This is a genomic window from Martelella mangrovi (assembly GCF_040545495.1).
GTDB lineage: Bacteria > Pseudomonadota > Alphaproteobacteria > Rhizobiales > Rhizobiaceae > Martelella > Martelella mangrovi.
Genome location: NZ_JBEPLY010000014.1, coordinates 109,637 through 129,245, shown reverse-complemented (window position 1 = coordinate 129,245; position 19,609 = coordinate 109,637). Strand labels below are relative to the sequence as shown.

Annotated in this window: 17 protein-coding genes; all 17 read right to left on the bottom strand. The window is 61.4% G+C overall.

All coding sequences use genetic code 11. The features are described from left to right. Positions 1 to 551 (bottom strand): 50S ribosomal protein L11 methyltransferase (locus ABID12_RS17670; protein ID WP_354435442.1); only part of this gene is annotated, 551 nt, incomplete at its 3' end. 74 nt (positions 552 to 625) lie between these two features. Continuing rightward, the gene (locus ABID12_RS17665) at positions 626 to 1,222 is read right to left on the bottom strand and encodes an SCO family protein (protein WP_106301345.1); all 597 of its coding nucleotides are present in this window, start codon (positions 1,220 to 1,222) and stop codon (positions 626 to 628) included. A 28-nt stretch (positions 1,223 to 1,250) separates the two neighbouring features. Then, the gene (locus tag ABID12_RS17660; protein WP_435528257.1) at positions 1,251 to 1,724 is read right to left on the bottom strand and encodes a GFA family protein; all 474 of its coding nucleotides are present in this window, start codon (positions 1,722 to 1,724) and stop codon (positions 1,251 to 1,253) included. Between the two features lie 34 nt (positions 1,725 to 1,758). After that, on the bottom strand, positions 1,759 to 2,244 hold the full coding sequence (locus ABID12_RS17655; RefSeq protein ID WP_354435440.1) for a CreA family protein: 486 nt from the start codon (positions 2,242 to 2,244) through the stop codon (positions 1,759 to 1,761). A 77-nt stretch (positions 2,245 to 2,321) separates the two neighbouring features. Continuing rightward, positions 2,322 to 4,475, bottom strand: a complete 2,154-nt coding sequence (ligA, locus tag ABID12_RS17650; protein ID WP_354435439.1) for an NAD-dependent DNA ligase LigA — start codon at positions 4,473 to 4,475, stop codon at positions 2,322 to 2,324. A 62-nt stretch (positions 4,476 to 4,537) separates the two neighbouring features. Continuing rightward, the gene (locus ABID12_RS17645; RefSeq protein ID WP_106301353.1) at positions 4,538 to 5,386 is read right to left on the bottom strand and encodes an endonuclease/exonuclease/phosphatase family protein; all 849 of its coding nucleotides are present in this window, start codon (positions 5,384 to 5,386) and stop codon (positions 4,538 to 4,540) included. Positions 5,387 to 5,438: 52 nt separating this feature from the next. Further along, entirely contained in the window at positions 5,439 to 6,884 is a 1,446-nt protein-coding gene (locus tag ABID12_RS17640) for a phospholipase D-like domain-containing protein (RefSeq protein ID WP_354435438.1), read from the bottom strand. A 91-nt stretch (positions 6,885 to 6,975) separates the two neighbouring features. Beyond that, positions 6,976 to 8,652, bottom strand: coding sequence for a DNA repair protein RecN (gene recN / locus ABID12_RS17635; RefSeq protein WP_354435437.1), 1,677 nt, complete (start codon positions 8,650 to 8,652; stop codon positions 6,976 to 6,978). Between the two features lie 32 nt (positions 8,653 to 8,684). Continuing rightward, positions 8,685 to 9,545 carry an outer membrane protein assembly factor BamD gene (locus tag ABID12_RS17630; protein WP_354435436.1) on the bottom strand — a complete coding sequence of 287 codons (861 nt, stop codon included), beginning with the start codon at positions 9,543 to 9,545 and terminating at the stop codon, positions 8,685 to 8,687. A 252-nt stretch (positions 9,546 to 9,797) separates the two neighbouring features. Next, a complete protein-coding gene (lpxC, locus tag ABID12_RS17625; RefSeq protein ID WP_354435435.1) occupies positions 9,798 to 10,736 on the bottom strand; it encodes a UDP-3-O-acyl-N-acetylglucosamine deacetylase in 939 nt (312 codons plus the stop codon). 295 nt (positions 10,737 to 11,031) lie between these two features. Continuing rightward, positions 11,032 to 12,699, bottom strand: coding sequence for a cell division protein FtsZ (gene ftsZ / locus ABID12_RS17620; RefSeq protein ID WP_354435434.1), 1,668 nt, complete (start codon positions 12,697 to 12,699; stop codon positions 11,032 to 11,034). A gap of 58 nt (positions 12,700 to 12,757) precedes the next feature. Continuing rightward, a complete protein-coding gene (gene ftsA, locus ABID12_RS17615) occupies positions 12,758 to 14,077 on the bottom strand; it encodes a cell division protein FtsA (RefSeq protein ID WP_354435433.1) in 1,320 nt (439 codons plus the stop codon). After that, positions 14,074 to 14,991 carry a cell division protein FtsQ/DivIB gene (locus ABID12_RS17610; protein WP_354435447.1) on the bottom strand — a complete coding sequence of 306 codons (918 nt, stop codon included), beginning with the start codon at positions 14,989 to 14,991 and terminating at the stop codon, positions 14,074 to 14,076. The genes ftsA and ABID12_RS17610 overlap by 4 nt, the downstream gene beginning before the upstream one ends. Then, positions 14,988 to 15,911 carry a D-alanine--D-alanine ligase gene (locus tag ABID12_RS17605; RefSeq protein ID WP_354435432.1) on the bottom strand — a complete coding sequence of 308 codons (924 nt, stop codon included), beginning with the start codon at positions 15,909 to 15,911 and terminating at the stop codon, positions 14,988 to 14,990. The genes ABID12_RS17610 and ABID12_RS17605 overlap by 4 nt, the downstream gene beginning before the upstream one ends. Positions 15,912 to 16,115: 204 nt before the next feature. Beyond that, positions 16,116 to 17,084 carry a UDP-N-acetylmuramate dehydrogenase gene (gene murB, locus ABID12_RS17600; RefSeq protein ID WP_354435431.1) on the bottom strand — a complete coding sequence of 323 codons (969 nt, stop codon included), beginning with the start codon at positions 17,082 to 17,084 and terminating at the stop codon, positions 16,116 to 16,118. Between the two features lie 13 nt (positions 17,085 to 17,097). Continuing rightward, entirely contained in the window at positions 17,098 to 18,498 is a 1,401-nt protein-coding gene (gene murC, locus ABID12_RS17595) for a UDP-N-acetylmuramate--L-alanine ligase (protein ID WP_354435430.1), read from the bottom strand. Further along, positions 18,495 to 19,607, bottom strand: coding sequence for an undecaprenyldiphospho-muramoylpentapeptide beta-N-acetylglucosaminyltransferase (murG, locus tag ABID12_RS17590; RefSeq protein ID WP_354435429.1), 1,113 nt, complete (start codon positions 19,605 to 19,607; stop codon positions 18,495 to 18,497). The genes murC and murG overlap by 4 nt, the downstream gene beginning before the upstream one ends. Positions 19,608 to 19,609 lie beyond the last annotated feature (2 nt).

Genomic DNA, 19,609 nt, shown 5'->3' with positions numbered 1-19,609 from the left:
ATATCGGTTGCAAGAACGGGAATCGGCCTGAGCTTGCGCACGGCCATGGCAAGAACCCCGGTGCCGGTGCCGAGATCGAGCGCATTGCGCGGGGTCTCGGCCTTCAGCACCGTATCGATCATCTCCAGGCAGCCGGCCGTGGTGCCGTGATGGCCGGTGCCGAAGGCCTGCCCGGCCTCGATCTGCAGCGCGATATCGCCTGCGCGACGGTCTTCGCGGTCATGGGCGCCATGCACCAGAAAGCGGCCGGCGCGCACGGGCTTCAGCCCTTCCAGCGACTTGGCGATCCAGTCGACATCGGGAATGATCTCCTTTTCGACATCCGGTCTTTCCCCAGCGTCGAAAATCTCAAGTGCGCTGTCAAACACCTGCCGCAGCGCGTCTTCCTCTTCGGCTTCCAGATAAACCGAGGCTTCCCAGATACAGGCCTTTTCGTCAATTTCCATCGTTGCCAGCGCATAGGGCTCCTCGCCCAGAAGCTCCGAAAGCGCATCGAGAACACGGCCCGCGCCGGCCTCATCGGTGGTGACATAAAGACGGATCTGGCTCACTGGGGTCTGCCTCTGTTGCTGACGGAACGGTTTGCTGACTGGCGATACTGCCGCTGGCCCGTCAAGGCAAGCCCTCAGTCGAGCAGGTTTTCAAGCTTCTGAACCGCGACATCCGGGTCTTCGCCGTAGGCAATCGTGCCTTGGAGCACGCCGCCATCGTTGAGCAGGAAGACTGCGGCATTGTGGTTCATGGTATAGTCGCCGTCGGGCTGATTGGGGTCGAGCGGCACTTTCTCGTAGTAAATGCCGAAGTCATCGACCATTGCCAGCACCTTTTCCGGATCGCCCGAAATCGAACCGATCCTGTCGGAGACATTGGAAATATAGCGCTGCATGATTTCCGGCGTATCGCGCGCGGGATCGACGGTGATCCAGTAGGCATTGATCCTGTCGCCGTCGGGATCGACCTCATGGAGCCAGCCATTCATCTCGAAAAGCGTCGTCGGGCAGACCTCCGGGCAATGGGTGAAGCCGAAGAAGATCGCCGTCGGCTTTTCCCTGAGCGCCTGCTCGGTGATCGTGGAACCGTCACCTGCCGTCAGCTGAAACTCCGGGCCGAAGGGGACATTCATCATCTCCTCATTGGTCTGGCCGATTTCATAGACCAGCCAGACGATCAGCCCGCAAATGACAAGAACGGAAGCCCAGAGCACACGCCGGAACGTCTTCATATCCTAATTCCCTTCGCCAGAACCGGCCTCACGTCTCCAGCAGACCATGCCGGCGATGCCATTCCTCGATCGAAAGTTCCGGATAACCTTCGAAATGAACATGGCCCTCGCCTTCCGGCACATCGACCCAGGCGGCCTTCGATTCGAGCATGATATGCACGATTTCCGGCGGCCGCGGCAAGGGCGTATCGACAACGGAGGCGACGGGATGAACCAGTTCCGGCCAGCGCGCGTCATAAAGGTAAAGCGCCGTGCCGCAATTTCCGCAGAAATGCCGCTCGGCCTCGCTTTCGCCATCATGCATGCGGGCGTGATAGAAACGTTTGTGCTCCGCTCCCGAAACCGACAGCGTGGCGGCATCGCCTGCGAGATTGATGGCAAAGCCCCCGCCCCCGCCGGTTTTGCGGCAGATGCTGCAATAGCAGCGCATATAGGGATAAGGCGTCCTGCTCTCGACGGAAAAGTGAATTTTGCCGCACTGGCAACTGCAATCAAGTCTGATGGTCTCTCTCCCTGTTTCCGTCTGTTCGCCTTGCCTATTCCGGCGCGCCATTCTCCCAGACGACGTCCTGGCCGTAAAGCGGCACGGTCGACATCGACATCTTCGCCGAGCCCTCGGTGATTTCGCGGGTATGGGCCAGATAGATCAGCGTGTTGTTGGCGCGGTCAAAAATCCGGTTGATCACGAGGTTCTTGAAGATCAGCGAGCGGCCCTGCTTGAACACTTCCTCGCCATCCATGCCGAGATCGATATCGCCGATCCGAATCGGCCCGGTCTGGCGGCAGGCGATGGAGGAGTTGGACGGGTCCTCGAACCAGTTGCCCTTCGACAGCCGGTCGATCACCGAACGGTCGAAATAGGCGATGTGACAGGTCACGCCCTCGATTTCCGGGTCGTGCAGCGCCTCGATCTCGATATCATTGCCGACCCAGTCGACCCCGACCTCACCGACCTGTTCGGCCCTTGCGGCGGTCGCCATCAACGCCAGCCCCGCAATAAGGGAAACCAGATATCCACGCATGCCCGCACCCTCCGTTTGTTTCTTAGATACCTCAGCAGATAAGAGCACGCGCCGGTTTTGCAAGCAGACCGGAGGTCTCACCCGCCGATCAGCGTCAGCCATTCATCCTCGTCCATGGTCTGAACGCCAAGCTCTTCCGCCTTTTTCAGCTTCGATCCGGCGCCCGGCCCGGCAACAACGATATCGGTCTTCTTGGAAACCGATCCCGAAACCTTGGCGCCGAGGCTTTCCGCCTTGGCCTTGGCCTCGTCGCGGGTCATTTTCTCAAGGCTGCCGGTAAACACCACCGTCTTGCCGGCGACCGGGCTGGAGGTATCGATGCGCTGTGCATCGTCAAGCGGCGTCACCTCCTCCAGCAGCCGGGCGATCACCGCAACATTCTGCTCCTCGGCAAAGAAATCGACGAGCGCGCGGGCCACCACCGCTCCGATACCGTCGATATTGTTGAGATCGTCCCAGGCATCGCCCTCGCCCGCCGCGGCATCCCGCATCGCCTGCTCGAAGGCGGCATAGGAGCCGTAGGAACGCGCCAGCAGTTTCGCTGTGGTCTCGCCGACATGGCGGATGCCGAGCGCGAAGATGAAGCGCGGCAGCGCGATTTCCCGGCGCTCGTTGATCGACTGGAACAGGTTGGCGACAGAGGTCTTGCCCCAGCCGTTGAAATTCTCAAGCTTTGTCAGCGCCTCGGCCTGCCGGCGTTCCAGCGTGAAGATGTCCGGCGCAGTGCGGATGGCAAGCCCCGCATCCTCATGCTCGAAAAAGAAATCGACCTGTTTGCTGCCCAGCCCCTCGATATCGAAGGCATTGCGCGAGACGAAATGCTTCAGATGTTCGACGGCCTGCGCCCGGCAGGAAAAGCCGGCCGTGCAGCGCCGCACGGCATCAAGCTTGCCGCTGTTCTCGTTGATATCGCGCACCGCATGGGCGCCGCAGACCGGGCAGTGGTCGGGAAATTCGTAAGGTGTCACATCCTCCGGCCGTTTCTCCGGCAGAATATCGACGATCTGCGGGATGACATCACCGGCGCGCTGGACGATCACGTAATCGCCGACCCGGATATCGCGGCCCTCGCGGATCGGCTCGCCATTCGAGCCCTTGCCGACGATATAATCCTCATTGTGCAGCGTTGCATTGGTGACAACCACGCCGCCGACGGTGATCGGCTCAAGCCGCGCCACCGGCGTCAGCGCCCCGGTGCGGCCCACCTGGATGTCGATCGCGGTCAGCCGCGTGATTGCCTGTTCGGCGGGAAATTTATGCGCCGTTGCCCAGCGAGGCGAGCGCGAGCGGAAGCCGAGCCGCGCCTGCAGGTCCAGCCGGTCGACCTTGTAGACCACGCCGTCGATATCGTAATCGAGGTCCCCGCGTTTGACGCCGATCTCGTGATAATGCGCCAGCAGGTCATCGACAGAGGAAAGCCGCTTCATCAGCGGGTTGACCGGAAAACCCCAGGCCTCGAAGGTCTCGACCATGCCCATCTGGGTATCGGCCGGCATCTCCGACATTTCGCCCCAGGCATAGGCGAAGAATTTCAGCTTGCGCTTTTCGGTCACCTTCGGGTCAAGCTGGCGCAAGGAGCCGGACGCGGTATTGCGCGGGTTCACATAGGTCTTTTCGCCCGCCTCGGAGAGTGCGGCGTTGAGCGCGGCAAAATCGCTCTTGGCCATGTAGATTTCGCCACGCACCTCGACGATTTCCGGCGCGCCTTCCGGCAGCCGGTTCGGAATTTCACCGATAGTGCGGACATTGGCCGTCACATTCTCGCCCGTGGTGCCGTCGCCGCGCGTGGCACCGGAGACCAGACGGCCGTTTTCGTAGCGCAGCGACATCGACAGACCGTCGATCTTGGGTTCGGCGGTAAAGGCAATGGAGCCATCCGGCATCTGGCCGAGAAAGCGATAGACCGAAGCGATGAAATCCTGAACGTCTTCGTCGGAAAACACATTGCCGAGCGAAAGCATCGGCACGGAATGGGTGACCGGCGCAAAAACCTCCGAAGGGGCTGAACCGACGCGCGCCGACGGGCTGTCATCACGGACAAGATCGGGAAACCGCGCCTCGATCGCATCATTGCGGTGCTTCAGCGCATCATATTCGGCGTCGGTAATCTCCGGCGCGTCCTTGCCGTGATAGGCGGCATCATGACGGGCGATCTCGCTGGCCAGAAAGGCCAGTTCGGCCTCAGCCTGTTCTCGGGTCAACTGATCGACCGCGACCGTATCGTTCGCCATTGCCGTGCGCTCCTTCATGCCATTCGAGATGGATTAGAGCATCTGGCGCGCGCTCGGCAAGCTCAAAGACCGGCAGACGCCGAAACACCCTCGCCGGTCGCGCTCTCGCCCTTCAGGACCGCCGTGTTAAGCAGCGCCGTCAGCGGCAGGTGGTCGGATGCCGCCCGCGCCAGAAGCGAATCATGAACGGCGAGATCGGCCACCAATCCATCGCGATTGGCAATGATCCGGTCGAGCGCCAGCACCGGCCAGCGGGCGGGAAAGCTCGCGCGCGCCGGCGGCAGAGACCCGAATGCCTGTTCAAACTTCTTCAGCGCCGAACCGTCGCCAAGCCGCCATTCATTCATGTCGCCCATGATCACCGACGGCGCTTCGACGCGGCGGCCGAGCATGCCGATGATATGGTCCGCCTGCTGGCGCCGCGCCCAGCGCAAAAGCCCCAGATGAACGGCGGCAACCCGGAGAGAAAGGCCGTTGTTGAGCGCGATATCGGTGACCAGCGCGCCGCGCGGCTCCAGCCCCGGCAATTTCTCGCGGTGGATATCGCGCACCGCGCCGTCACGAAAGAGCAGCACATTGCCGTGCCAGCCATGAGCGCGGGCGCTTGCCTGCACAGGCACGGCCACCAGGCCGGTCTCGGCCTCGACCCGCTTCAGGTCCAGGAGCCCGGTGCGCTCGCCAAAGCGGGTATCGGCCTCCTGCAGGGCGATCAGGTCGGGACTGATTTCGCGAATCACCTCGAAGATGCGCTCCGGATCGCACCGTCCGTCGACCCCGACGCATTTATGCACATTGTAGGTCGCGACCTTCAGCCCGTCTCCGGCCATGGGGACGGCCTTGTCCGGGCGTTTTCCATTTTCGCGGAAGGACCGCATCACGGCATTGGCAAGAGGGGATTTGATCGGGCTCATTTTTTCACTTTGGAAGAATGATCGGCAATAGCAAGCTTATAGTGGGTATCTTTCAAAGATACGGCAAGCCCAGCCACAAAATCCGGTCGCGCAGGCGATAGACAAAGGGGCGCTCGCGAAGCGCCTTGCGCAACACCTGGGTCGAACGCTCGCGCGCTGCAGCGATCCGCGCCTCGATCTCACCGGCAAAGCCGATATCGAAGACCTCAAGATCGGTCTCGAAGTTCAGCCGGAGAGACCGCGAATCCAGATTGGAAGACCCGAGATAGGACCATTTTCCGTCAACAGTCATCAGCTTGGAGTGGTTGAACGGCCCGTTGTCACGCCAGATCCGGCAACCGTTTTCGATGATCTCGTCGAACTGCGCCGTCATCGCCCGATCAACGAGGCCGAGATTGTTCTTGCCCGGCACGATGATGTCCACCGTCACGCCGCGCCGCGCCGCCGTGGCAAGGGCGGAGACAAGATCACGATCCGGCAGGAAATAGGGCGACATGATCAGCACCCGGTCCTCGGCGACCGAAAGCGCGCCCATGATCATGTTGTTGTTGTTGGAAAGGTTGCGGTCCGGGCCGGACGGCACCACGCGGGCAATCAGCGGGCCTTCATCAGACGAGGTCTCGGCAATGCTCCAGGCCGCGCCATCCAGCGTCTCGTGCGTTTCGAAATACCAGTCGGCGGCGGCGACCGCGAAATAATCGGCAACGGCAGCCCCCGTCAGCATGAAATGCGTGTCCTGGGCGGCGTTCGGGCCGGTAAAGGCGGCGCGGATATTCATGCCGCCGGCAAACACCGTCTCGCCGTCAATGATGAGAATTTTCCGGTGGGTTCTCAGATTGGCATAGGGCAGCCGAAGCCTCAGCAGCACCGCGCCGTTGAAGGTCGCAACACGGATGCCATGCTCGCGCAAAAGCCCGGTGATGCGCGGGCGCGAATAACGTGCGCCGATGGAATCGACGAGAATACGGACCTCGACGCCGCGCTTCACCGCATTCGACAGGCTTTCGACAAACCGCTGTCCGATCGCGTCACTGTCGAAAATATAGGTTTCCAGCAGGATCGAGCGCTCGGCCTTGTCGATCGCCTCCAGCATCGCCGCATAGGCCTCGTCGCCGGTTTCCAGCAGGCGAACCTTGTTGCCGGCAGTCGCAGGCATGCCGGTCACGGTGTTGCCCAGCATCCACTGCCCGCCCATGCGCGGCCCGAGATCGGTCACCACGCGGTCGCGATTGATCTTGTGCTTCTGCTCTTCGTGCGCCACCGCATCGGGAACGCTCTCACGCTTGTCGCGCACCGACTGCCGGCGCATGCGGTTGATGCCGGCGACCGCATAGATCGCCGCCCCCAGGATCGGCGACAGCATGATCACGCCGACCCAACCAATCGCAGCGCGCACCTCGTCCTTGGTCATCGTGGCGTGGATCGCCGCCGTCGCGCCGAGCGCAAAGGAAATGACCGCCAGAATATGCGGCCAGTAGTGTTCCAGAAAAACGTTCATCAAGGACAATCCCGTTGGTTTGGCGCTTTCTTACCCGCACCCTGCAGCGCGGCCCGGGGCTGACCTTATATCAGCTACCTCTAAAAAATTCTCAGCTATCGCCGGAGAGCAGCTTTGCCGCCGCTGCGCGCGCCTCTGCCGTCACCTTGGCGCCGGCCAGCATGCGGGCGATTTCCTCCTGCCGTTCCTCCGGCCCGATCACCGCAACGCGGGTTGCCACCGTATCGTCCTTGCCCTTGCCGTTACCGGCCTTGGAAATCAGATAGTGCCCTTTGGCGCGTGCGGCCACCTGCGGCGCGTGCGTAACCGAAAGAACCTGAACATTTTCGGCCAACCGGCGCAAGCGCTGGCCAATTGCATCGGCAACCGCGCCGCCGACACCGGTGTCGATCTCGTCGAAAACAAGCGTCGGCGCAGAGCCCTTGTCGGCAAGCGCCACCTTCAGCGCCAACAGAAAACGAGAAAGTTCGCCGCCGGAAGCCACCTTCATGATCGGGCCTGGCCGCGTTCCGGGGTTGGTCTGCACCTCGAAGGACACCGTGTCGATCCCCTCCGGCCCGGCGCCCGCATCATCGCTTGCGACCACGGCGGTAAAGCGCGCCCGCTCCAGCTTCAGCGCCGGCAGTTCGGCCATGACGGCGGCGGAAAGCTGCTCGGCCACCCTGCTGCGGTCTTCCGACAACACCCGCGCCTTTTCATAAAAAGCCTTTTCCGCGGCCTCGGCCTCGGCGATAAGCGCCTCCAGCTTCGCCTCGCCTGCATCCAGCTCTTCCAGATCGCCAACCATGCGCTCGGCCAGGGCGGGAAGCTCTGTCACCGGCACATTGTATTTGCGCGCCGCACCTCTGAGCGCAAAAAGCCGTTCCTCGACACGCTCCAGTTCCTGCGGATCGAAGGCGGTGCGCTCCAGTGCGGCCTCCACCTCCATCTGCGCATTGGAAAGCTGATCGAGCGCCGAATCGAGCAGATTGACCGTGTCTTCCAGAAGCCCCGGCGCTTCATGCGACTTGCGCTCCAGCCGTCGGACCAGAGAGGCGATCATCGGAACAGGCGAAGCGTTGCCGTTCAGAAATTCGAGCGCTTCGGCAATATCGCCGGCGATCCGCTCGGATTTCATCATCGTCGCGCGCCGTTCGGCCAGTTCATCTTCCTCGCCGTCAACCGGGGAAAGCGCCTGCAATTCCTCCACCGATGCCCGCAGATAATCGGCCTCGCGCTCCGCTTCCTCGATCTGGGCCCGGTGCTTCTTCAGCCGCCGTCCGGCATCGCGCCATGCGTGGTACAGTGCGCCGACCGCCTCGACATCGCCGGAAAGCCCGCCGAAAGCATCAAGCAGCCGGCGATGGCCGTCGGTGTCGATCAGCGCCCGCTCATCATGCTGGCCGTGAATTTCCACCATCAGCCGTCCGGCCTGGCGCATCAGTTGAACGCTGACGGACTGATCGTTGATGAAAGCCCGGGTGCGCCCGTCGGCCGACTGCATGCGCCGAAAAATCAAGTCGCCTTCGTCATCGAGATCATTTTCGCGCAACAGCAGGCGCGCGGGGTGATCCATGCCGACATCGAACACCGCGATCACCTGCCCGGAATCCTGGCCATGACGCACCAGAGAGCCATCTCCGCGTGCGCCGAGCGCAAGCGAGAGGCTGTCGAGCAGGATGGATTTGCCCGCGCCGGTCTCCCCGGTCAGAACAGAGAGACCGTCTCCGAGATCAAGTTCCAGCCGCTCGATCAAAACGATGTCTCGAATGGAAAGCTGGACAAGCATTTTTCGTTCGCGCCTTGGCGAAATTAGGTTGTTTAGCTGGGCGTCGCGTCGGAAACAGCGGAGCCCCGACCGACTGATTTGGGCTCAAGCCCCTGCTTGTTGAGCAGGTTATAGGCACGCTGATACCAGACGCTGTCGGGATAGTTATGTCCGAGGATCCAGGCCGCATTCTGCGCTTCCGGGATCACGCCCATGGCATAATAGGCCTCGACCAGCCGCTCCAGCGCCTCCTCGATCTGGTTGGTGTCGGAGTAGTTGTTCACCACGCTGTTGAAACGGGAAATCGCCGCGACATAGTCCTTGCGCTCCAGATAGTAACGCCCGACCTGCATGTCCTTGCCGGCAATCTGGTCACGGGCATAGCGGATCTTGGCGCGGGCATCCGTCACATATTCGGAGTCCGGATAATTATCGATCACCGCCTGCATCGCATCGATCGTGCGCTCCGCAGCTGCCTGATCCTGGGTCACGTCGACAATCTCCTTGGAATAGGAAAGGCCGACCAGATACTGGGCATAGGCCGCATCGGGCGAATTCGGGTAAAGCCGGATATAGCGCCTGCCGGAGGTCACGGAGGCCTCGTATTTGCGCGAGCGATACTGCAGATAGGTCTGCATGATCAGAGCCTGACGGGCATAATCGGAAAGCGGATTCTGGTCCTGAATCGATTTCAGCTTTCTCAGTGCTTCACTGACCTTGCCGGCATTGATGTTGGCAAGCGCTTCGTCATAAAGCTGCTGCGGCGGATCGGCCTCATACTGCAGCGTGGTGATATCCACGTCCTTGTCTCTGGAGCATCCGGCCAGCAGAACGCCTGCTCCGAGAACTATGGCAACCGGAAGCGCAGCTGCGCGAAACGCCCCGTTATCGGTTGTCTTTTTGGTACCAGCCATTCTTCGAGCCTCATTTGCAGCGTCTTTGGATCGCATTTCAAAGTCGAACGTCGTTTTACGCATATCCCGCAGGCAAGAGCAATCTCAAGCCACCGAAAAACCGATAAATTTCATCCGACCCCGACAACCTGCCTACATACATTTAAAGGCAGGAACATGCCAGAGCTGCCCAAATAAACATCAAACATGAAAAATGCCGGTTCCCCGCAGGAGCACCGGCATTCAAAAAATCTCTCTTAGCCTACAGCCGGATCAGGAAACCGGACCGGCGGCCACAACGTCATCCTGACGCAGGCGGAACGGCAGAGCGCCGCGCGGGGACACGATGACACAGGCACCGGCGGTGTCGAACAGCGCACGCACAGCCTGCGCATTCAGCGCATGACCGCCGCGATAGGAGCGGAAACAGCCGGCAAACGGCATGCCCATCATCGCCAGATCGCCCACCGCATCAAGCGTCTTGTGGCGCACGAATTCCTGCTCGTAACGCAGGCCACCGGCGTTGATAACGCGGTCATCATCGGAAATCACAACCGAGTTCTCAAGCGAGGAACCAAGCGCAAAGCCCCGGGCCCACATCGGCTCGACATCACGCATGAAACCGAATGTACGAGCACCCGACAGCTCCTTGCGGAAGGTCGCCGCGGTCATGTCGCCCGACCATTTCTGGCGACCGATCACCGCGGTATCAAAGTCGATTTCAACTTCGAAACGGGTGCCTTCATAGGGCAGAAACTCGGCCCAGCCGGCGCCGTTTTCAACCCGAACAGGTTTCATCACCTTCAGGTAGCTGCGCTTTTCGGGCAGCGTCACAATGCCGGTCTGATCGAGAGCATCGACAAACATGCGCGAACTGCCGTCCATGATCGGCACTTCCGCATTATCGACGGTGATGAGCAGATTATCGACGCCAAACGCATAAAGAGCGGCCATGACATGCTCGATCGTCGCGATCCACTCGCCGGGATGCTCGCCAAGCACGGTGCAAAGGGCGGTCGGGCCGACATTGTCGGAAACCGCCTTGAACGCACTGATACGGCGGCCATCGGCGTAGCGTTCGAAAACGATGCCATGGTCGGCATCAGCCGGCCGCAACGTCATGGTTGCCGGCTTGCCTGAATGCACACCGATTCCCGAAACCGTCACGGGTTTCGCCACCGTTGTCTGCAAACCAAAAAAACCAGCCGACATATTCACGCCCTTATCAAAACAAATTTCAAACCTGTCGCAATGACGCCGTGCGCCATAAACCTTCTGCATCCGGCAGCAGGCCCGACCGTAGCCGCGCACGTGTGATGCGCGCCGAGTCAGTTGCGTGCCTTGTAATTACGCATTGCCCCTTCCGAATCCAAATCACTGTTTCTTTCTTTATGTTACGAAAGCTAAAAAACCCGGCCGCCAAAGGCGACCGGGTTCACTTCGCGAGAAGGTTTCGGAAAAGACGGTTACCGCTTCCCTAACGCGGGAAGCGGTGAGACCGTAACGTTCAGTTCGCCTGACGACGCAGGAAGGCGGGAATATCGAACTGATCGTCATCCTGGCGGGCGGCGGGCTGCTCGGCAGCACGACGCGGCGCATAAGGATTGTTTTGCGGAGCCGCCTGCGGCGCCTGCTGGCGCGGAGCCTGCTGACGGGGTGCGGGCTGCTCGTGATGGCCTTCGAAGCTTTCATCGCCGCGGCCAAGCGTGTTCGACAGGCGCTTGAACAGGCCCTTGGGGCCACGCTCTTCCTGCTCCTGGCGGCGGCTTGCGCTCATTTCCGGCTGAACCACCGGCGGAAAGTCGGAGACTTCCGGCATCCGGCGCGGTTCGGCGGCCTGCGGACGCGGCTGGGGCTGCGGTGCAGGTGCGGCCTGGGCCGGAGCCTGCTGGCGCGGTGCCTGCTGCTGCGGCTCGGCAGCGAAGATGCTGCTCTTCGGCTGCATGTTGACGCTCGGCTGCGGCTGCTTCGGCTGCGGCGCACGGTTTACGGCCATCTGCAGTTCACGTTCCATTTCGGCTTCAGCCGAACGGATGGTCTCGGCAATCGGATCCGGACGGGCCTGCTGCGGCTGCGGCTGGGGCTGAGGAGCAGCCGGCTGCGGCGCCTGGCTGACCGTCTGACCGCCGTTCTGGCCGCCGTTGATGCTGCGCACTTCCGGGCGTGCCTCGCGGCGCGGCTCGGGCGCATCCTCATAGCCCTCGGCCATCGAACGGTCGATGCCGGTGGCAACGACGGAAACGCGGATGATGCCTTCCAGATCTTCGTCGAAGGTTGCGCCGAGGATGATGTTGGCGTCCGGATCGACTTCTTCACGGATACGGGTTGCAGCTTCGTCGACTTCGAACAGCGTCAGGTCACGGCCACCGGTGATCGAGATCAGCAGGCCCTGAGCACCGCGCATCGAGGTTTCGTCGAGCAGCGGATTGGCGATTGCGGCTTCGGCGGCCTGCATTGCACGGCCTTCGCCGGATGCCTCGCCGGTGCCCATCATCGCACGGCCCATCTCGCGCATCACCGAACGGACGTCGGCGAAGTCGAGGTTGATGAGGCCTTCCTTGACCATCAGGTCGGTGATGCAGGCAACACCCGAATAGAGCACCTGGTCGGCCATGGCGAAGGCGTCCGCGAAGGTCGTCTTGTCATTGGCAATGCGGAACAGGTTCTGGTTCGGAATGACGATCAGCGTGTCGACCGACTTCTGCAGTTCCTCGATGCCCGAATCGGCAAGGCGCATACGGCGCTGGCCTTCGAACTGGAACGGCTTGGTGACGACGCCGACGGTCAGGATACCCTTGTTGCGGGCAGCCTGTGCCACGATCGGCGCTGCACCCGTGCCGGTTCCGCCGCCCATGCCGGCGGTGACGAAGCACATATGGGTGTTGTTGAGGTGATCGATGATTTCATCGATGCACTCTTCGGCAGCAGCCCGGCCGACTTCCGGCTGGGAGCCTGCGCCGAGACCTTCGGTCACGCCAACGCCGAGCTGGATGACGCGTTCGGCCTTGGTCATGGTCAGCGCCTGGGCGTCGGTATTGGCAACGACGAAGTCGACGCCCTGCAGGCCTGCCGTGATCATGTTGTTGACGGCATTGCCGCCGCCACCGCCGACACCGAATACGGTGATGCGCGGCTTCAATTCTGTAATATCTGGCTTCTGAAGCGTAATAGTCATTCGTTTCGTTCCTTCTCGCTATGGCCGCACCGCCAAGCCGGCCAATCTCTTGTGTTCGTTAAAAACTTTCCCTGAACCACTGGCCGACGCGCGACAGGCGTCCACCGTCCGATGGCAGAAAACCCCGCTGTTCGCTGCCATAGGTTTCGCTTTCCGCAAGCTGCGGATAAATCAACAGGCCCGCCGCCGTGACAAAGGATGGCCCCTTGGCCGGAAGCGGCAAACCGGAAACACCCATCGGGCGCCCGATCCTGACATTGCGGCTCAAGATGCGCCGCGCCAGTTCACAAAGACCGATCAGCTGGCTTGCGCCGCCGGTCAACACCACGCGCTTGCCGACAACTGCCGAAAAGCCCGAGAGCTGGATACGATCGCGGATCAGTTCGAGTGTTTCTTCCACCCGCGCCCGGACAATCTTTGAAAGCAGTGCCTTGGAGACCTGTCGCGGCTGGTCAAGGTCATCGTGACCGATCGAGGGCACCGCGATCATCTCGCGCTCGTCGGCGCTGGATGTCAGCGTCGATCCGTGCACGCATTTCAGCCGCTCGGCGTCTTCCATGCCGGTCGAAAGCCCGCGCGCCAGATCGGTGGTGACATGCATGCCGCCGAGACTGATGGCATCGGTGTGGACCAGTCGGCCCTCGGAGAAGACCGAAATCGTCGTGGTTCCCGCGCCCATATCGATGGCCGCGCAGCCAAGCTCCACCTCGTCATCGACCAGTGCGGCAAGGCCGCTGGCATAGGGCGTTGCCACCATGCGCTCGACGGAGAGATGCGCGCGGTTGATGCAAAGCTCGAGATTGCGCAGCGCCAGACGCTCTGCCGAGACCACATGAAGGTCCACGCCGAGTGTTTCGCCATACATGCCGAGCGGATCGCGAATGCCGCGCTCGCCGTCGAGCGTGAAACCGGCGGGCAGCGAATGCAGCACCTGCCGTTCATCATTGATCGAGCGGCGCGAGACCGCCGACAGCACGCGACGCAGGTCGGAGGCATCGACATCCTGGCCGCCGAGATCGATGGCCGCCGTATAGGTATCGCTCTTGATGCGGCCGGCCGAGACATTGACGATCAGGCTGTCGATCGTAATGCCCGCCATGCTTTCAGCCGCATCGACGGCCTGACGGATAACGTGTTCTGCCGCATCGAGATTGACGATGACGCCGCTCTTGATGCCCTGCGAACGCTGATGCCCGATACCGATGATCTCGATATTGTGGGTGCGACCCGGCAGGATCTGGCTTTCGCCCCGCGGCGTCAGCCGGGCGATCATGCACACGATCTTGGAGGAGCCGATGTCAAGCACGCTGACGATATGCGTCTTCTTAGCGGAAAGGGGTTTTGCCCGGCCAAAGCCGGCACTGCCGAACAGACTCACAGACGCCTCCCCTTGTTCTTGAATGTCTTTTCGAGCGCTTCCGTTGCCGCCTGACGCCGCTCCATGGCAGCCGGCGTCAACTGGATTGCGATCCGGTCATCAAGCCTGAGATCCACGGCCGCGATTTCGCGCTCCAGGATCGAACGGTCTTCCTCCAGCATCTTCAGGCGAGCCAGCGCGGCCTCGGTCCCGGTCTGGGGCAGTTTCACGATCATGCCATTGTCGAGGTAGAGGTCCCAGCGGCGGCCATCGACGCGCTTGAAGGCACGTACGCGTTCCGACAGCGCCGGCCAGCCCTCAAGCAGGCCGTCGATATCGGCGGCGGCAAAATTGCCGCCCTGGCCGAGCACCAGCGGAAGCCTGCGGAATTTCGGCGCGCTGAGCGACCCGATGACATTGCCGTCGCGCTCGATCATCAGCGTACGGCCGTCTTCCTGCTGCCACAGGGCATAGGGAACGCGTTCGGTCAGCGTGATCTTCAGCGTCGAGGGATAAACCTTGCGGACATCGGCCTCGGCAACCCAGGGCAGATTGAGCAACCGCCCGCGGGCGCGCTGCACATCGAGCGCCTGCAGCGCATAGGCGCTTTCAAGGTCGAGGCTCTGCAGAACGGCAATTTCCGAAGTCTCCTGATTGCCGGATATTTCGATATCCTCGACGGAAAAACCGGCAAGCTGGAATGCGGCCTGCCGCACGAGGTCACTCTTGCCGGCAACGGAAATCGCATTGGCACCGACGGCGGCGAAGAAAACCAGCGCCGCGATGCTTCCGGCATGGCGCGGCAACGGCGTGCGGCCGCTCAGAAAGCCGGTCGAAACGCGTACCGCGCGCCTGACGGGACGCGGCAGGACACCGCTCCGTCCGACGGGATCGCTGCGGCCGCTGTCGACCGTATCGCCCTTTCTGAGTTTCATCGCAAACACGAAGCGTCCTCCACAATCCACCGAAGAAATGCACCAAAATCATAACCTGCATCGGCGGCCATCTCGGGAACCAGAGAGGTTTCGGTCATGCCGGGCTGGGTATTGACTTCCAGCCAGATAATCCCGTCCTCTCCGAGCGTCTCATCGAAACGGAAATCCGAACGCGAGACACCGCGGCACCCGATTGCCTGATGCGCCTGAACGGCCAATGATTGAATCTTTTGGTAAATATTCGGTTTAATTTCGGCCGGAAGAATGTGTTTCGATCCGCCCGGACGATATTTGGCGTCATAATCGTAGAATTTCTGACCGACCGTCACGATTTCGGTCACGCACAGTGCCGTGCCGTCCATCACACCGCAGGTAAATTCGCGGCCCTTGACGAAGCGCTCGACCATTACCTGTTCGCCGAAGCTCCATTCAGTCGAGGCAATCGACTGCGGCGGCGCGGCCTGCCCTTCATCAACGATCAGCACGCCGAAGGACGACCCCTCGCTGGCGGGCTTCATCACATAGGGCGGCGCCATGGGATGGTCATTGCCGATTTCGCCACGCTTGAGAAGAATGCTGTCGGCGACCTGAACACCACAGGCCGCAGCCACGCGCTTGGCCTGCGCCTTGTCCATGGCAAGCGCCGAGGCAAGCACGCCGGAATGGGTATAGGGGATTTGCAGATATTCGAGAATACCCTGCACCTTGCCGTCTTCGCCGAAGGGGCCGTGGAGCGCATTGAAGGCGACATCGGGCTTCAGATCGGACAAAACTGTGGCGACATCACGGGTCACGTCGATACGGCTGACGCGGAAGCCTTCCGCCTCCAGCGCATCGGCACAGGATTTTCCCGTCGCCAGGCTGACCTGACGCTCGGAGGAAAAACCGCCCATTAACACAGCCACATGTCCGGAACTCATGCCCGTCCCCATCTTGCCGGCAAAAGCCGGAACAAACATTCGGAATACCGCTTTTTTGTGGAAAGCGTTTCGTATCCCCATTTGTGACGGAGGATGGTTAATGAAGTGTTTACTTTGGTTAACCGATTGAGAAAAACCTGTTCCCGATAAGGGCTTAACAGGTAGCGACTACGCCTGATGCCCCGGAAAGAAAGGCTTTTGCCCTCAGTCGAGTTCCTGCGGAACGAAGGCGTAAAGTTCGCGGCCCTCGGGGTATTTTCCAAGGCGCCGGATTTCCCATTCCAGCAAAATTCCGGTGTGGTTATAAACGCGCTCGCGAACGGTTTCGCCGAGATATTCCAGATCATAGGCCGAAGCGTGGCCGAGATTGATCATCGAATTGCAATTCACCGGCGACATCTGCGCCCCGCCGATCATCAGACCACGGCAGCCCGCCTCATCGATCAGCCGCCAGGCGGCGTGGCCGTCCGGGTTTCTGAAGGTCGATCCGCCGGTCTTTTTCTGAACCGGCTGAACAGTTTCGCGGTGGTTGCGCACCACCTCCATCTCCTCGCGGATTGCCGCGCGGTCTTTTGCAAACCCTTCCAGCAATGCCCCGGTGATAATCACATCGTCCGGCATGCGCGCCGACCGATCGCCATAGCGCATGGCTTCGCGCGGAATGGTCACCTTCTCGCCCTTGCGGTTCAGGCCATAAATTTCGACGACGCGGTCGCCAATCTCGCAGCCATGCGCGCCGGCATTCATCGCCAGGGCGCCGCCAAGCGAACCCGGAATGCCGTAAAGAAAGGAAAATCCGCCAATGCCCTGATCCATGGCGAAGCCGGCGATATGCTTGTCCGGCGAAATCGCACCGGCGACAATCCGGTTATCGCCCACCGCTTCCTGCTGGCCGAAACCCTTGGCCGACAGGCGCACGACAGCGCCTTCAAGCCCGCCATCGCGCACCAGAAGATTGGAGCCGAAGCCGATAACGGTCAGCGGCACATCCTCTGGCAGCGCATGCAGGAAAAGCTGAAGATCGTCCTCGTCGAGTGGGTGAAACAGCAGTTCGGCCGGACCGCCGGCGCGCAGCCAGGTGACCCGGTCCATGCCGCTGTCGGGCGCAAGCCGCCCCCTCAGTTGCGACGCAGCCGCGCCCAGTCTTTTCATCAGTTTCTTGCCGTCGAGCATTGACGTGGTCCCTTCAGGACATTCCGTTCAGCTCAACCGGAAGCCGAGCAGCCCAGGCGGTAATACTACCCGCTCCGAGCATGACAACAAAATCCCCCGGCTCGGCAATCTGTGCAATCCTCGTCGCCAGTTCGTCCTCGCCGGCCAGATATTGCGCATCACGGTGACCGGCGGCATTGATGCCGGACACAAGCGTCTCGGCGTCATAGCCTTCGCGCGGGTCTTCGCCGGCCGCATAGACCGGCGCGATGAACACCGTATCGGCATCGTTGAAGCAATTGGTGAAATCGTCGAACAGGCTTTCAAGCCGCGAATAACGATGCGGCTGATGGACGGCGATGATGCGCCCGTTGCATGCCGCTCGCGCCGCGCCCAGCACCGAGCGGATTTCGACGGGGTGATGACCGTAATCGTCGAAAATCTGCACGCCGTTCCACTCGCCCACCAGCGTGAACCGCCGCTTGACGCCGCCGAAGGCTGCAAGCCCCTTGCGGATATCGTCCTCGGAAATATGCAGCCGGTCGGCAACGGCAATCGCGGCCGTCGCATTGGAAACATTATGCCGCCCCGGCATCGGCAGGGTCAGATTTTCCAGTTTGACCGACGGCCGCCGGCGGCGACGGATATCGACGTCGAAAATCGTACGGATGCCGTCATTGCGAATATTGGAAAAGCGCACATCGGCCTGACGGTTTTCGCCATAGGTGACGATCCGCCGGTCCTCGATCTGGCCGACAAGCGACTGCACTTCCGGGTGATCGAGACACAGCACGCCGCAGCCGTAAAACGGCACGTTCTCGACAAACTGGCGGAAGGCCGCGCGCACGCCGTCAAACGTGCCGTAATGATCGAGATGTTCGGGATCGATATTGGTGACCACGGCGATTTCGGCGGGCAGCTTCAGGAAGGTACCGTCGGATTCGTCCGCCTCGACCACCATCCACTCGCCCTCGCCCATGCGCGCATTGGTGCCATAGGCATTGATGATGCCGCCGTTGATGACCGTCGGGTCGAGCCCGCCTGCCTCCAGCAGGGTGGCGACCATCGATGTGGTGGTGGTCTTGCCATGAGTGCCACCGATGGCGATTGCATCGCGGAAGCGCATCAGCTCGGCCAGCATTTCCGCACGGCGCACCACCGGCAGATGTTTTTCACGCGCGGCAACGAGTTCGGGATTGGTGCGCTTGATTGCCGACGACACCACGACCACTTCCGCCTCGCCCAGATTTTCGGGCCGGTGGCCGATGGAAACGACAATCCCCTTTTCGCGCAGCCTTGCGACATTGGCACTTTCTGCCTGGTCGGAGCCCTGCACCTTGTAACCGAGATTCATCAGCACTTCGGCAATGCCGCTCATGCCGATACCGCCGATGCCGACGAAATGAACGACACCGATCGCCTCAGGCATTTTCATTCGCTTGTTCCTTCGATCGTCTTTCCGGATGCCAGCGCCTCGGCCAGATCGGCCAGTCTTGCCGTTGCATCCGGTTTGCCGGCAGCGCGCGCGGCGGCTGCGGCCGTTTCAAGTCTTTCGGGTTGCTCGACCGCGTCCGTCAGGATTTTGACGAACCGCTCGGTCGTCAGCTCCGACTGGCGCACGACCTCGGCCCCGCCATTCTTCGCCAGCAGCGCCGCATTTGCCGCCTGATCCTGATCGAGCGCATGCGGCAGCGGCACGAATACCCCCGGCCGGCCGATCACGGAAAGCTCGGTCACGGTCGAGGCGCCCGAGCGCGCGACAACCAGATCGGCATCTGCGATCAGTTCCGGCATGTTGTCGAAAAAGGAAGCGACATTTGCCGTCACGCCAAGGGCTGCAAAACGTTCGCGCACATCATCGAGATCTTCCGGCCGCGCCTGCTGGGTAACGACAAGGCGCGCCCGCACATCATCCTCAAGCGCAGCCAGCGCGGAAGGAATGGCACCGGCAAAGAAATGAGCGCCCTGCGAGCCGCCGAAAACGAGAAGGTGAAAGGGATCGGATGCAGACCGTTTGCGATAAGGCGTGTTCGCAGCTGCCATCACCGCCTGACGCACCGGATTGCCGGTTTCGACGATCTTTCCACCGAACTTCGCATCGTCCTTGGGCAGGAAACCACCGGCGATGACCTTCACCCGCGGGGCCAGCATGCGGTTTGCGCGGCCCATAACGGCATTGGCCTCGTGCACCATCGACGGTATGCCGATACTGGTGGACGCCATCAGCGGCGGAACGGTCGGATAACCACCAAAGCCGACAACCGCGGCAGGCCGGTATTTTTGAAACAGGGCCCGCGCCTTGCGGGTGCCGGAAAACAGTTTCCATGCCGCCTTGATCACCGCGACCGGATTTTTCGATCCGAACGTCGCCGACGGCACGATGTGGATTTCAGCGGGAAAAGTGCCGGCGAAACGCTCTGCACGGTGATCGGTAATGAGATGCACGGTGTGGCCGCGCGCGATCAATTCATGCGCCAGCGATTCGGCCGGGAACAGATGGCCGCCGGTTCCGCCCGCAGACAGAAAGAAACAAAAACTGTCCATAG